The following is a 14,584-nucleotide window of genomic DNA, read 5'->3' on the forward strand; positions in this document are numbered from 1 at the left end:
GGGTGCGCTCGTTCTCCCAAACCTCATCACAATCCACGTCTAAGGTCTCTCTGAGCAGGTTGGCGAGTTGCATAGGCACTTCTCGCCACCACCTGCTCATTCCTCAAACCCTCATCTAGACAGTGCCAATTCAGTCAGTTGTGGTGTCTCTACGCAAACAGTCATAATTACCATGGAGTAGCTATCGATACCTTGGGCTTAGGCCACAAGGCTGAGAAGAACTCCACTATCTCGAATGGGTCCAGTAGTATATATTTTTCTAAACTTTCTCGAGGAGAGTTACACAATATACCGTGTGCTTCCTTTTGCCAATGTACGAACCACCCCCACTTCCCGAATCAAAGGGATCAAACCATAATTTTCGAAAAACGCTACCAGACGGAGGTTGGCTGCGCGCGCGGGTGTCCTTTAAGGAGGGGATGATTCCGGCAAACTCCTCTTCGAAACGGGTATCCTTCCCACTGAAAACAGTCGAAAAAACTATGCTAGGGCGTCGCTGTATGGGAATTACGGTCTGCGACGAAGGAGCAAGCCTAGGCCGGGATTTGAACCCGGGCTCTCGTCCTTACCAAGGACTTTTTCGAGATCGCCTCAAATCGGCCACTTCACGGCTACTATCGCCGGTTCTCGACCTGATTTGTTCCTTCTCACCCCGAAATAACTACACGGACCTATAAGTAAGCGATGATACACTCTCGGGAGTCACAGGAGCACGTTCCAGATAACACCACGCAGACCCAGCTCTGGCTACCGACCGCTACACACTCTCGATACATTCACTGTCTGGAATCGGTTCCAGCGCAGAAACCGGCACTACGTAGTTGTAGTGGCCAAACTTCGACTTCTTTGGATCTCTGTCGAGAACCATTTCTTTTGTTGCCGCACCCAAGAATGTCACCGTAGTGTCCTCCAGATGTGCGAGGACGTAGTAGTCGGAGTTGACCCGCGATTTCTTCACTGGTAAGGCGTACGGCTCCTTCTGACTCGTCTTGATGTCAACTGTTCTTTCAACCCCTTCGGTTGAGATCTCAAAATCAACACCTCCGTCTGACCACCCTACGACCTCAGTATTGATTTGCAGATCAGCATAGATCGCGAACGCCATCTCACCCATCAGCCCAATCATATGCCGGTTCTCAGGATCTACGCCCCAAGTGTCCGACTGGTTGTCCCAGTCCTCGTACTCTTCGAATGACTGGTTTCGCTCCTTTGCCTTCTTACGAACCAGCCGAGCATATCGGGGCGGTACTTCGATAGTGACTGTCATTCGTGAACCTCCGTCCCCGTTCGGAAGCTGGTGAGTTCGTCGATGCGACCCTCCAAATCCTCGATCTCCTGGCGTAACTCTTCGGCCCCCTCACCCTCAGTCGCCGCGAGTTGTTCCTTGAGGCCCTGGAGACGCGTCTCTTTGACTTCCTCGTCGACCTCCGCTTTGCGGACGTATTCGCTCTCCTCAATGTCGTAGACGTCGCTCTCGGACAACTCCGTGACCTCTAACGCATCGACGACCTTGCTCCGGTCGATGCCTGTCACCCGCTCGCGGTCGATTCCTGCGGCTTCCAGCTTCGTCAATACCTCGTCTTCATCTTTCAGTGATCGGTTCCGACGAGTCGTGCGCTGGACAGATCCAAAGGGGCCGCTCACCGGTCGGTCGTGGTGAAGGCGGTTCAGCAGTACGCCAGCCACGTCCTGGCGGAGGTCGTTAGCGTTGCGCTGGACATCCGAGAGCAGGGTGTAGATGTTCACCAGCGCGTTCGTCTCCATCTCCGACAGTGTGGTCACGTCGTGGCGCTCAAGAGCGTCTACGAGCAACAGCGCGTCTGCATACACGTCCAAGTCCGGCTCCGACCGTTGATCTGTATCACCGGCGGGCTCGGCGTCGAGAAGCTGGCTGCAGGTCGGGCCGTCCTTCTCAATGATCAGGCCCGCGTCCTCGTCGATCTCGAACCGTGGGTGGAGACTCAACACCGCCGGGTACGGATCTGCGTCAGCAGGAAGTCGATCAAGCTCGAAGCCGTCATGCCCGTGGTTGATGCGCCGGTACAACGTCTCGAACTGGTCGCGCTGGAGTGGTCGCTTCTCGTCTCTGTCCTCGAAGTCGATGATGACACGTTGCTCCTGCACGTCGGTGACCCGAAATCGCTTGTGCGAGAGTGGGGTGATCAGCGTCGCTTCCTCGGGCAGGTCGTCGAGTTCGTCGAGGAGCGTGTGCCACGAGACGCTGAACGTCATATCAGCGATGAGGTGATCAGGGGCTAAAACCGTGAGGGACGCTTTTTTGGCCGATCGGAGCCGAGGTCGACGCCTCTGTTGGCACGACCGCGTCAGAATACTGCCACCGGTTAATCAGTTGGCGCTGTGGCAGGAGTATGTTCATCAAGCTGGCTCCAGTACACATAGCTGATGGATGTCAGTACGCTGAAGACGTTGAAAGACGAGTACCCGACGTCCAGCTGGGCGCTATGGAGTTCGGAGTTTCCGAACGAGGGTTGTGTTGAAGAGGACCCTGCGGAGTTCTTCGAGTTCATCAACGAAAACCACGACCGTCTACGACCGTCGGTCGTCTTGCTCTCGCTGAACCCCTCTACCAAGTTGCCATCCGACTATCAGAATTTCCATTCGACGGAGCCGAAGCATCGGAACGATCAGTTTCGAGACCACGTTGAGGCGACCGAGCTTGAGGGTGCGTACATGACCGATCTGGTTGAGCGGATCGTCGATGCGGATTCGGGCAACATTGACCCAATAGCGGATGACGTCGAGAACCTTTTCGATCAGCTTGACCTCCTCGATCAGGATACCTACTACGTCCTTTGTTTTCACGAGAAGGTGTTCCAGACGTTGTTAGAGTTCTGTGATTCGAGACAACGAGAACTCGAACACGACATCAGGGCCTTCCGAGCCGTCCACGACGGATTTCAGCTGGAGTGTTACCGCGTCTGGTTCCACGCCAACTGGGGGGCGAATCGGGATAAAATCTACGCGTTACGGGAGCAACTGACGTTCTTGAGTTCGCAGGTGATTGGTGGGGAAATCGCAGACCTCTCGCGGTGGATCGACTGATCGTTTCCCGCCCCGGGACTGAGATCACCAACCTACCTTAACAAGGAATCAATATGGAGGAGTTGGTGATCTTTCGCTACCGTCGATTACTGGTTTGCTGACCCGGGCTGGAGATGGAAGCTGCGACCGAGCCCCGATAATGACAGCATCGTCAGATTCTCCTATCAAACAAAGTCGCACAACTCTTCTGACGTCGCTATTCTGATTCTTTCTCGTATCGTTTAATGAGGAACGTGAGGAACGCAGAGGTCTGGTGAAGCAAAAGAAGACAATAGTCTTGATCAACTTCATCGTGCCAGCTTTTCCGATCTCCGGTTTTTTGTACGCCGGTACGAAGACCACCCATTATTTGTTGCCACTCACCCACCATCGACTGGTTCGGCTCGAACAGTCCTTCCTTGTTTAACCGGTCAAGATAGGTCCCGACGGTCTGTGTTTCGTTTTCCCACCCTTGCTCCACACACATCTTCTGAACGACAGCCTCCACACTGTTGTAGAGCTTTTCAGCGATTATGGCAGAGAACTGACCGTCCTGATACTTATTCCATGCTTCGTTGTAGCCGCTCAATGGCTCTTTCCATTTCGTACCTTTCGTCAAGACTCGAAGATCCTGATCCGCCTGAACAATAGTTTCATCCGCGAGCTTTTCGAAGTGAAGGGGTTCATACCGATTAGGGTCATAACGTCTGGGCCGGGTTTTGCGAACACCACCTTCGACACGCGAACGATGAAGGTACTTGTGATCTGGTCGTAATCTGAAGAGAATCCGGTGCTCACGAAGCACTCGACGGAGTTTACTGTCCATCTTTAACAAGTCCTCCTCGGAGTGATTACGATTCGACCAAAGCGTGTTGAGCAGGATTTCCAGATAGAGAAGCACCTCATCGGTGTCTTCTTCCTTGATTAGGTGTGTCTGAGATGCCCTTGCTGGATCGAAATTTCGCCACCGAAAATAGTCTGGCTCCTCTATGACTTCTGTTCGATATTCCATATACGTCTCATACACATCGTCATACGCAACTACATTTTCAAGAATCCGTGCAATCCGGTTTCGAGCAGGCTCAGTGAGATGCGGATGTACTCGGGGCTCTATCTCCTCATCACGCTTACCCCACGGAGTGAAATCACGATCAAATCCCCATGTCATCAGATGTATGGAGGTTTGATCGATTCAGACATTACACTTACGCCAGCTTTCATCCCCTCACCGGTTGATCTTCTATTATGGAGATCGGGCTCGTGAGCTGTACGAAGAGCAAGCGTGAGCAAGCCGCAAAGCCCGCTGACCTCTATATGCCGTCGACGTTCTTCAGCAAGGCGCGTGAGTACGTCGAAGCCAATCACGACCGCTGGTACATCCTCTCCGCGAAACACCACCTGCTCGATCCGTCAGGCCCGCCTATCGAGCCCTACGATGAAACGCTGACGGGTGCACCGGTTGCCCGGAAACGTGAGTGGGCTGAAACCGTGTACGGCCAACTCGAAGCGGAAGGCATAGTTGATGACGACAACCAACTCGTCTTTCACGCAGGACGCGACTACTACAGCGAACTCATCCCATTGTTGGAGGATACACCGGTCGACGTTGAAACCCCGACTGACGGCCTCCAGTTCGGTGAGACGCTCGCGTGGTACAACGAACATCTCTGAGAACCCGGACGATTTTGTGCCCCAGCTTCGAACCAGGTGATATGTCACGTCGTTCGGATCTTGACAGACTATACGATCTTCTCGATCAGCTCGAAGCAAACGTCGGTGGGAAGCAACGGCTCAAAGATTGTACGGGCTATATGGACTGGCCAGTGCGTGGCGTATATTTCTTCTTTGCCGAGGATGGAACACGAGATTCGACTGATCAGCTTCGACTCACCCGGATCGGCACACATGCAGTGTCCTCGGGTTCGGGTACATCGTTGTGGAATCGACTTCGGACACACCGCGGAGCGAACAGCGGGACCTACGAAGGCGGAGGGAATCACCGTGGCTCGGTCTTCCGCAAGCGTGTCGGAGAGGCGATGATCGAACGCAACGGTATTCACGACGAGTATCCGCACTGGGGCGACGGCTCCAGCGCCGACCGAGAACGTCGACTTTCGGAGTTAGAACATGAACGTCGCGTAAGCGGGTATATCCGTGACCTTCCCTTCCTATGGGTTGACGTCGACGACGATCCAAGCCCGCAGAGTGATCGGGCCTACATCGAGCGTAACGCGATCGCGCTGGTCAGCAACTACCGAAAGGATTCTCTCGACTCTCGGAGCGACGACTGGTTGGGGCGTGATAGTCCCCGTAGCGAGATCAACGACTCGGGCCTGTGGAACATCAACCACGTCGGAGAACAGTACGACACGGCGTTTCTGGACCGATTGGCTGATGCCTTAGAGGAAACCTCCGGCCTCTGAGCTAACTGTGATCTGGAGGATGCTCTGACCGTCGTAGTTTTCTCCGGGGTAGCTGTTGGCACGAACCGCGCAGAGATGTCTCTCAGTTTGTTGTGGATGGAGGATTGAAGATTAGGTCATTCAACCGGAGGCCGACATACGCGATGAGCGCCAGGATGGTCGGGGGCGCTACGGCGACAGTTGCGAACACGACGCTGAGACAACCGGAAGTGAGTATTTCCTTTGCCAGTTTCCAGGAGTAGTTTCGCCGTCTTGGTATTGTAGCAATAGCTAATTCAAGAAGGTGGCCCTAGATGATTTCCCACCGCAGAAAATAACTGGTCCCCCAATTAACGTCTCTCCTATGCCCCTCTCGTTGGACGAACTAAACTCTCATTTATTCAAATGTGCAGACATTATTCGCGATGCTATCGACCCAACCGATTACAAGGAGTATATTCTTCCACTCGTCTATTACAAGACCATTTCCGACGAGTTCGAAAATCAGTATCAGGATAATATCGACGAGTACGGCAAGCAGATCGCTCGGGATCCCGACCTTTATGATGTTCCTGTTGTTCCCGAAGGACACACGTGGGACGATATTTGTGCAATAACCGACAACGTTGATAAAGCACTCAATGAAGCTTTTGAAGCACTAATCAAGAAGAATCCCGAGTTGGAAGGGGCCTTCAGGGTCGATTTTGTCAATGCAAACGGGCTCAATGATGACCGCTTGACCGAGCTGATGGATCATCTAAATAAGTACGATTTTGATCGCACTTCGATACCGCCGGATCTACTTGGTGATGCTTTCAGAGACCTCATTCACCATTTCGCTGAGGAGGAAGGTAAGAGAGGAGGCCAGTTCTATACACCACCAGAGATCTCAAAATTGAGTATCGCACTTTTGAACGATTTCGAAGATGGAGACGAATTTCACGATCCGACCGTTGGATCCGCTGGTATGTTGGTTGATGCCGCCCGCTACTACCGTGAAGAACAAGATAAGGACCCCTCAGAACTCCGACTGACGGGCCAAGAGATCAACTTAGATATTGCCGCCATTGCCCGCTTGAATCTCTCCATCCATGATCTAAACGATGAAATCGCCAGAGGGGATTCACTATTGGATCCCCAGTTCACTCAGAATGGCGAGTTGGAACGATTTGACTACGTCGTCTCCAATTTTCCTTTTTCAATGGATTGGCCGAAAGACGAACTTCGGAATGACCAGTATGAGCGTTTCAATTGGAGCGACAAACTCCCCCGCGCTGATCGCGGTGATTACGCTTTCATCATGCATATCGCCAAGCACCTGAAACGTCCTAATTTAGACGGAACAGGGGGAAAAGCGGCTATCATCATTCCTCATGGTGTCCTCTTTCGGAAGCATGAGATGGCGTATAGGAAATATATGCTTGAGCATGATCTTGTTGAGGCGATAATTGGCCTTCCAGAGAAATTGTTCCCAAACACGGCTATTCCTTCAGCAATTCTCGTTCTAAACACTGACAAGCCAACTGAGAAGGAAGGTGAAGTACAGTTCATTCACGCAGCAGATCCCGATTTCTATGAGGAGCGGAAGAGCCAGAATAAATTGACTGAGGATGGGATTGATAGAATCGTAAGCCTGGTTCAGGACAATGCGACGAGATATTCGATAAGTAAGACTGCTCAAATCGAAGAAATACGAGAGAATGATTACAACCTCAACATTACATTTTATGTTGATGGGGTGGACTTCCGAGAAGGACAGGCACTCAATCGAGGTCTGAGTAAGCTTGATGAAGTGTCATACGACGGTCAGCTGAATCTCAAGGCAAACTCAACGTTTGATGCGATTCTCGGGAGAGTGATCCAAAAGCTCGATAATACGGTCTTGGTTTTAGGAAATTACGAGGGTGCTCATAAAGCGGAGCTCGTACGGGTGAAACGTGCGTTGGAGGAAAGGGGATATGAAGCCCATCTTTTCGAAGATCTCCCTGATTTCCCCGGCCAAGATCTGTCAGGTAGCGTCGCCACCGCAATGCGGCTGGTCGGTTTCTGCGTAATGGTGGACCGTCAAGCTTCAGGCCACATAGACGAGTATCGGCTTGCAGAAAAACAACGAACTATCCTCGCAAGGTTAGTTTCGAACGAAGGTGGTTCGACCCGTATGATCGGGGGATCCGAACACGTTGATGTGAATTATATCAAAACTTTTGAGTTTGGGCTTTACCCACAAGAGGTGCTTGACGAAGCAGTGGATTGGGCTGATCAGATGCAAGAGAAACGTGAGCAGGTGTATAGTGACTTGTATGAGTGGCGTGACTAAGGCACGCACCTACCCCCTCGATTATAAGGCGCTTTATAAAACACGATTCACTAATTGGTATTACGCGATCATCGAAGATAGCTAAGACTGAACAGATTAGATAGCCAGAGAGTTCCCGTTCACCCTGAGCCATTCACGGCGATCCTCGTAATCCGGGATGAGAGCACCAACCGTGTTCCAGAACGCGCCAGAGTGTTCATTGTGTACTGAATGAGCCAACTCATGAGCGATGACGTAATCTTGGATTCGAACGGGTGCTCGAATCAACCGCCAGTTGAGGCGAACGGTTCCTCTGTCGTATTCACCCCACCGGCCATCGATCTCCCCGACCCACACTGGCACGGCGTCAAGCCCCAACCTCGACTCAAAACGTGACACTCGGTCCGGGAGTTCTTCCTCCGCACGCTCAATAAACCAGTCGACGACCGCTTGGTGCTTTCGGCGAACGCTCACATCGTCTACATCCCCGTCGAACCGATGGACGCGAAGGGTGAACGTCTGCTCGTCAAACGATAACCTTGGTTCTGGGACATCTGCCTCAACAGCCTTCAATGGATACTGTCGCCCCCGATACTGGAGTTTCTCCCCGCTCATGTACTCCTTCGGATACGGCGGCCCTTCTTGCTCTTTGAGTCCGTAGAGTTTCTGAAGCAGCCACTCTTGGCGAGATTCAAGCACGTCCTCAACATCACCTACTGTCGCGGTCATCGGGGCTGTAACGGTCAACTCCAAGGACTTGTCGATTGACAAACCTATTGTCTCCCGATTTTCGGACCAATCGACCGTGTAGGGCACGACCGTCTGGCCGATATGATGCCGGCGCTGTAGGCGTTCGCTCATTGGTAGTGATTCCGGGCCAGTTCGATAACGCGGTTGGTTAGCTCTTTCCGTTCATCACCCGAAATGTCGATTTCAGAGCGATACAACTCTCCTGTCACCTCCTTCCGCATCCGGTTCTGTAACTGTGTCTTCTCTTTCCATTCCACCTTGGTCACAAACTGCTCAACAGTCCCGACCAAATCAGCGGTGAGTTCGATGAGATTTTCCTCGCCAGCATCGTGCTCGTCCAGTACGTCCTCAACGGCGTGGTAGAACGAGAGATCGGTCTCGTCCCGGAGCCCTTTGTTCCGCGCCTGCTTGTCGCGGGAGCGAATCTCGTCCATCAGTGCCCGAAGCTCCTCAATGGTTTCACGCTCGTTGTATCGCCCTTCCCGGTACTTTTCAATGAGCTCTTCGAGCCGATCTCTGAGAGAACCGTACTGCACTGGATCTTCGTCGAATCGAACGTTGAGCTCGTGCTTGATTGCATTTTGCATCTCACTCGCCCGAGCTTCGTCGCTTTCTAAGCCTTCAAGTTTCGCGTCGTACTCGACTTCCTCCATAATCGAGACGGGTTCATCGTTCAGGACCTCGATGCCCCGAGACGTGATGTGGTCCTGAATCAACTCACGGACCTTTGCTCCCGCTCCTTCGAGGTTCATCGTCTCATCGCGGTACCGCTCCTTCGCCTTCCCGTAGATCGTGCTGAGCCGCTCCAGATCCTCCCGGTAGGGGTTCGCCATCGGATCAGGGAGGACGACGTCCATCAGCTGTGAGAACCGCTTGAACGCGTTCTTGAACTCGATTCGGCGGTCGTCAGGTTCGAGCGACTGAACGCACTGCTCCACATCATCGAGATCGTCGAAGAACGAGACCGCTTTGCTGTGTGCCGCCTCAAGATCGGGCTGTTTGTCCTCGACCGGCACCATCGCCCGCTCGACGTCCTTCGAGCTGAACATCGCGAGCGCCTCCTTCAACTCGTCCGAGACACCGTAGTAGTCGATGATGAGGCCATGGGTCTTCTCCTCGAACGGCCGGTTCACGCGGGCGATCGCCTGCAACAGGCTGTGCTCACGTAGCGGCTTATCGAGGTACATCACCTGAGCCACCGGCGCGTCGAAGCCTGTCAGGAGCATGTCACAGACGATGAGCAGCTCGACCTCGCCGTTCGGATCGATGAACGATTCCTTGTACTGGCTCTTCTCGGAGTCGCTGGGAGTCCACTTCTTGATGTGCTCAGGGTCGTTGTGCCCCTCAGAGACTATGACTCGTGACTCCGGGCCGTTCAGGTTGTCGAGGGTCTCTTTGTACCGAATCGCCGCCTCCTTGCTTGTAGTGACGACCATACCCTTGAACGGCTCAGGTACGTCGTTCTCGTAGTGTTCGATGATGTCCAGTGCGACCCGGTCGATGCGAGGTTGGGCCTCTGCGAGATCTTGCGTGCGGGCGTATCGCTTCTGGATCTCCGCTTTCTCCTCGTCGGTCTTGTCCGAGAAGATGCGATCGAACAGGCGGTCAAGCGTCTCACCTTCGAGATGGATGTCTGCAAGACGGCCCTGATACAGGATCTCGACCGTCGCGCCGTCCTCCAGCGACTGATCGATCGTGTACGTGTCGATGTAGTTCCCGAACGTCCGGCGGGTGTTGCGCTCGTCCTTCTCGATGGGCGTCCCAGTGAATCCCACGTAGAAGGCATTAGGAAGCGCCGTCCGCATGTTGTTCGCGAGCTCCTTATCCTGCGTCCGGTGGGCCTCGTCGGCCATCACGTAGACGTTCTCGTTCCGGGAGAGCACCGGGAAGTCCTCTTCGTCGTCCGTGGTCTGGAATTTGTGAATCAGCGTCGTGATCGTCTCGCCCGCGTCGTACGAGAGTCGGTCGCGGAGATCCTCGATGCTCTCGGCCTTTTTCGGATTGGGGAAGCCGCAGCGTTCGAACGTCGCATGTATCTGGTCGTTGAGTGCCCGGCGATCCGTAACCAACAGGAGTGTTGGATCGTCCTCGTTCCGGCGGAGCTTCAGCGCGAGAAAGAGCATTGTGAGCGACTTGCCCGAACCCTGGGTGTGCCAGACGACACCGCCCTGTGCCTCGCGCCGACCGCGTTTGTCGATTCGTTCGAGCGCCTTCCGAACAGCCCGGTACTGCTGATACCGAGCGACCATTTTGATCGCGCCGCTCTGTCGGTTCTCGAACACCGTGAAGTGCCGTAGCTGGTCGAGCAGGCGCGAGGGTTCAAACAGTGCATACAGCATCCGGTACTGATCCGGGAGGTAGCCGTCGAGGTCGAACAGCTCGATGAGTTCGTCGTCCTCTAGCGGATAGACGTCTCGCCAGGGCTTGTACTGGTCTTTCGGCGTTCCGTACGTACCCATGACCGCGCCTTCCATCCAGGCGGCGACCGAGAACTGGTTGTATCGGAACAGCTCCTCGGCTCCCTCAGACTCACCGTCGCGTTCGTTCTGGTACCGGGTGAGCTGATCGAGCGCCTCCGAACGCGGCTCTGGGATCTGGGGACTCTTGCACTCGACGACGCCGAGCGGGATGCCGTTGACGAACAGCACGATGTCGGGCTTGACGACCTCGACCGGCCCTGCAACACGGAACTGGTTGAGCGCGAAGAAGTCGTTGTTCTCGGGGTTCTCGTAGTCGATGTACTGAACTGTTTGGTGCTGCTTCCCGTGACCTCGATCCTGCTCGACGGAGATGTGTCGGACGAGCTTTTCATGGATCTGCTCGTTCTCGTCCATCGTGCTCGTCCCGGCGACCTGTGTGATCTCGCGGACGGCCTTGTTCAGATTGTTCTCGTTGAGCCACGGGTTCAGGCGCTCAACTGCATTGCGAAGACGCGGTTTGAGTACAGCCGAGGACTCCGTCTCCCGAGGATCGCGCCAAGTGGACCGTTGCTGGTCGACGACCTCCCAACCGAGTTGCTGGAGTGCGCCAAGGGCGGGCCGTTCGGACTCGGCGTACTCGTCAGGCATGATTAGTCGACGGAGACGCGGACTTTGCCGGTGAGGAGGTCCTGCAGTAGACCTCGTTTGAGGTCTTGGAGGTGCTGTTTGTTTTCACGTTCAATTTCAATTTCTCTCTCCACTGTCGAAAGCACCTCCGAAATACGATCTTGCTCCGAAATCGGTGGGCATATGATTGGAATCTCTCGCAACTCCCCGATATTTAGTGAGGCACGAGTCGAGCCTGTACTGAAGACATCGATCAAATCCTGGTAAATTTTGGTGGAAAGACAGTATTTCAACCATCTCGCATCAAGGTCAGTGGTTGGAGTAACTCGTGCCAAATCACGAGAGATATTCGCTTCTCCTATTTCCTCATTCAATTGAACAATATTGCCGACGGTTCCCTTTACAGAAACGAGTACTTCTCCCCCTTGGAGCTGACTTCGGGAATATTCTTCGTGGAGATCAGGTGTGATTTTATGAATCGACTCTCTTTGTATCTCTCCTGTTTCGTCTACGTCTTCGATATTGAGTAGGGGGATCCCATCTTCATCATGTTTGCCTGGTTGGACAACGCCATAGCAAATGGGATAATCATCCTGATTTAGATCATCAAGATCGGATATCTCCCAATGTTCGGGAATCTGAACCTGAAATGGACCGAGTTGTGTCTCCTTCCGGCCACTATTAGGAATTAGCTCATCAAACAAATCCTGTAGAAGACCATCTCTAAGTGCTTTGGTTTCTTTAATGATCTCGTCTGTCTGCTGTATTTGCTCGTCGACCGTCGAGAGGATGTCAGCGATGCGGCGCTGTTCGGGAAGCGGCGGGAGTGGAACCTGTATTCCGCCTTTGAACACGTCGCTCGGAACCCGTTGTCGGCCGGTAGATCCCTCCATGAGGGAAATAGTGACTGAACGAAACTCGGGTAAGTTCGAGAGATAGTAGACAAACCGCTCGTCGGTTACACCATCCCGGGGATGGAATACAAGAAACTCCGTAGAACCGGAGCCAACCTCCGTACCCAGATCTTCTATGAACGCAATCTTCCCGTTTTCAGTACACGGTGTGATTTTGGCGTAGACAGTATCTCCGTTCTTGAACCACGTCGTCGTACAGTCGTCTTTCTCCCGCTGAGTCCAGTATTCGATGGTCTGCTTTTCTTCATCAACAGCGTCCATTGGGAGGTAATCGAACGGGCCGTTATCGGGTTTCTCGTATTTCGGATTGAGCTCTATCGCCTCGTCGAAAGGCACGTTGTCCCACTCATCCGGTATGGGAATCTCACGAGGACCGAGTTTGACGGTCTTGTAGCCTTCCCGGAGATCAGACTGTTCCAAGGCTTCACTCATCGGTACTCTAACTCCTCCATGTACTGCTGCAGTTCATCGTCCGTCTTCCGACGCCTCTCGGCCAGCCGATCCAACTCCTCTAACTTCGCGCTTACGTCGATCGGCTCCTCAGGCTCGGTCGTGTCGACGTAGCGCGGCACGTTCAGGTTCCAGTCGTTCTCCTCGATCTCCTCCAGCTCGACGAGCCGACTGTGATGATCTTCCTCGCGTCCCGTCTGGAACGTGTCGGCAAGGTACTCGACGCCCTCGTCCGTCAGTTGATTTTGATTCGAGAGTTCCTCGAATACTTGCACGCCGGACTCTCGAAGCGTCTGATCCTCGGCGTAGATGAACTGAACCTTGCTCTCGCGTTCCTCGGGCTTGTCCTTATTCAGAATGAGGATACAGCCCGGTGACGAGGTGTTGTAGAATAGGTTCTCCGGGAGTGCAATCACAGCCTCGATTAGATCGTCTTCCAGAATCGGCTTGCGAATCTTTTTCTCGGACCGCGAACGGAACAGGACGCCGTTGTCCATGACGACGCCCGCCTTTCCGGTCTCGTTGAGCGAGGCGATCATGAGCTGAATCCACGCCCAGTCGCCACGATTCGACGGCGGGAGCCCGTATGGGAAGCGGTTGTACGGCTCGTTGTCCTCTACCCAGTCCTTGTTCCACTCCTTCTGGTTCCACATCGGGTTCGCGATGACCCGGTCAAAGACCTCCAGTTCATCGTGCTTGGTGACGCGCTTGGGGTCGGTGATGGTGTCGCCCTTCTCGATCTTCGCGTCGTAGAGCTCGTGGAGAAGGACGTTCATCTGACCGATGGCCCACGTGTTCAGGTTCTTCTCCTGGCCGTACAGCGAGATGTCTGTCATATCGCCGCCCGATTCACGGATGTGCTCGGCGGAGTAGATGAGCATCCCACCGGAGCCACAGCAGGGGTCATAGACGCGGTGGCCCGGCTCCGGATTCACGCACTTGACGATGAGACGGACGACCTCGCGCGGCGTGTAGAACTCGCCGCCCTTCTTGCCAGCATCGTCGGCGAACTCGCGGATGAGGTATTCGTAGGCTCGTCCGAAGATGTCGGGGTCTTCGAGATCCTCGTTCCGATAGCGGTGCTTCGAGAAGTGCGAGACGAGATCGGAGAGCAGTGAGTCGGGCAACCGCTCTTTGTCGTTAAAATCGACCGTAGTGAGTACGCGGTCGGCAATGGGATCGTTTTCATCTTCGACCGCCGCGAGCGCCTTGTTCAGCGCCGCACCAACGTCGGTCTCCTGTGCCTTGATGTGATCCCACCGAGCGCGTTCTGGTATCCAGAACTCTTCGTGGAGGTCTCGGTCGTCCCTGGCGGTCTCTACTGGAATCCCGAGTTCCTCGGCGACTTCTTCGGTCTCCTCCTCGAAGCGGTCGTTGGCCCGTTTGAGGAACAGCAGCCCGAAGATGTAGTTCTTGTAATCCGCCGAGTCGATGCTTCCCCGAAGTTTGTCCGCAGCCGCCCACAGATGTTTTTCGAGTGTAGGAAGTGTAAGTAGATCCGGTTCCGTTCCAGGTAGCGTAGCCTGGTCCTTTTCAGCCATAGCTCAAGGATTATCTGCAGACATTATAATAGCAACGTCACGATCATAGACGGGTAGGAGCTGTTCGACAATACCGTCAAGACCGTTGCCTGTACCATTATTTCCGGGGCCGCCGTTTCTGTTGGCATTGAGGCGACGGGAT

The 14,584-nt window shown here is 54.0% G+C and carries 11 protein-coding genes and 1 pseudogene; 4 read left to right on the top strand and 8 right to left on the bottom strand.

All coding sequences use genetic code 11. The features are described 5' to 3' along the window. The 3 genes and pseudogenes from EA472_RS17420 to EA472_RS17430 all read right to left on the bottom strand — a co-directional run. A pseudogene (locus tag EA472_RS17420) lies at nt 1-73 on the bottom strand (IS6 family transposase); the annotation flags it as partial. Between the two features lie 684 nt (nt 74-757). Continuing rightward, nucleotides 758-1,267 carry a hypothetical protein gene (locus EA472_RS17425; protein ID WP_124192790.1) on the bottom strand — a complete coding sequence of 170 codons (510 nt, stop codon included), beginning with the start codon at nt 1,265-1,267 and terminating at the stop codon, nt 758-760. Beyond that, complete coding sequence (locus tag EA472_RS17430) at nt 1,264-2,232, bottom strand: DUF2800 domain-containing protein (RefSeq protein WP_124192791.1); 969 nt, start codon at nt 2,230-2,232, stop codon at nt 1,264-1,266. The genes EA472_RS17425 and EA472_RS17430 overlap by 4 nt, the downstream gene beginning before the upstream one ends. A 171-nt stretch (nt 2,233-2,403) precedes the next feature. Between EA472_RS17430 and EA472_RS17435 the strand changes: the two genes are divergently transcribed. Beyond that, nucleotides 2,404-3,063: a hypothetical protein gene (locus EA472_RS17435; RefSeq protein ID WP_124192792.1), complete on the top strand. Its 660-nt coding sequence runs from the start codon at nt 2,404-2,406 to the stop codon at nt 3,061-3,063. A 196-nt stretch (nt 3,064-3,259) separates the two neighbouring features. On the opposite strand, the gene EA472_RS17440 is transcribed toward EA472_RS17435, so the two are convergent. After that, a complete protein-coding gene (locus tag EA472_RS17440; protein WP_124192793.1) occupies nt 3,260-4,210 on the bottom strand; it encodes a hypothetical protein in 951 nt (316 codons plus the stop codon). Between the two features lie 77 nt (nt 4,211-4,287). Between EA472_RS17440 and EA472_RS17445 the strand changes: the two genes are divergently transcribed. The 3 genes from EA472_RS17445 (at nt 4,288) to EA472_RS17455 (ending at nt 7,761) form a co-directional block, all read left to right on the top strand. Continuing rightward, a complete protein-coding gene (locus EA472_RS17445; protein WP_124192794.1) occupies nt 4,288-4,713 on the top strand; it encodes a DUF6884 domain-containing protein in 426 nt (141 codons plus the stop codon). A gap of 41 nt (nt 4,714-4,754) precedes the next feature. Further along, the gene (locus EA472_RS17450) at nt 4,755-5,465 is read left to right on the top strand and encodes a hypothetical protein (RefSeq protein ID WP_124192795.1); all 711 of its coding nucleotides are present in this window, start codon (nt 4,755-4,757) and stop codon (nt 5,463-5,465) included. Between the two features lie 343 nt (nt 5,466-5,808). Beyond that, nucleotides 5,809-7,761 carry a type I restriction-modification system subunit M gene (locus EA472_RS17455; RefSeq protein ID WP_124192796.1) on the top strand — a complete coding sequence of 651 codons (1,953 nt, stop codon included), beginning with the start codon at nt 5,809-5,811 and terminating at the stop codon, nt 7,759-7,761. 96 nt (nt 7,762-7,857) lie between these two features. On the opposite strand, the gene EA472_RS17460 is transcribed toward EA472_RS17455, so the two are convergent. Genes EA472_RS17460 through EA472_RS17475 form a run of 4 tightly spaced genes read right to left on the bottom strand, consistent with a single transcriptional unit; the run spans nt 7,858 to nt 14,442 of the window. Next, on the bottom strand, nt 7,858-8,601 hold the full coding sequence (locus tag EA472_RS17460) for a M48 family metallopeptidase (protein ID WP_124192797.1): 744 nt from the start codon (nt 8,599-8,601) through the stop codon (nt 7,858-7,860). Then, on the bottom strand, nt 8,598-11,558 hold the full coding sequence (locus tag EA472_RS17465) for a type I restriction endonuclease subunit R (protein ID WP_124192798.1): 2,961 nt from the start codon (nt 11,556-11,558) through the stop codon (nt 8,598-8,600). Before EA472_RS17465 ends, EA472_RS17460 begins: the two co-directional genes overlap by 4 nt. Nucleotides 11,559-11,560: 2 nt before the next feature. After that, entirely contained in the window at nt 11,561-12,883 is a 1,323-nt protein-coding gene (locus tag EA472_RS17470; protein WP_124192799.1) for a restriction endonuclease subunit S, read from the bottom strand. Further along, nucleotides 12,880-14,442: a type I restriction-modification system subunit M gene (locus EA472_RS17475; protein WP_124192800.1), complete on the bottom strand. Its 1,563-nt coding sequence runs from the start codon at nt 14,440-14,442 to the stop codon at nt 12,880-12,882. Before EA472_RS17475 ends, EA472_RS17470 begins: the two co-directional genes overlap by 4 nt. Nucleotides 14,443-14,584: the final 142 nt, after the last annotated feature.

The organism is Natrarchaeobius oligotrophus (genome assembly GCF_003841465.1).
GTDB classification, from domain to species: Archaea; Halobacteriota; Halobacteria; order Halobacteriales; family Natrialbaceae; genus Natrarchaeobius; species Natrarchaeobius oligotrophus.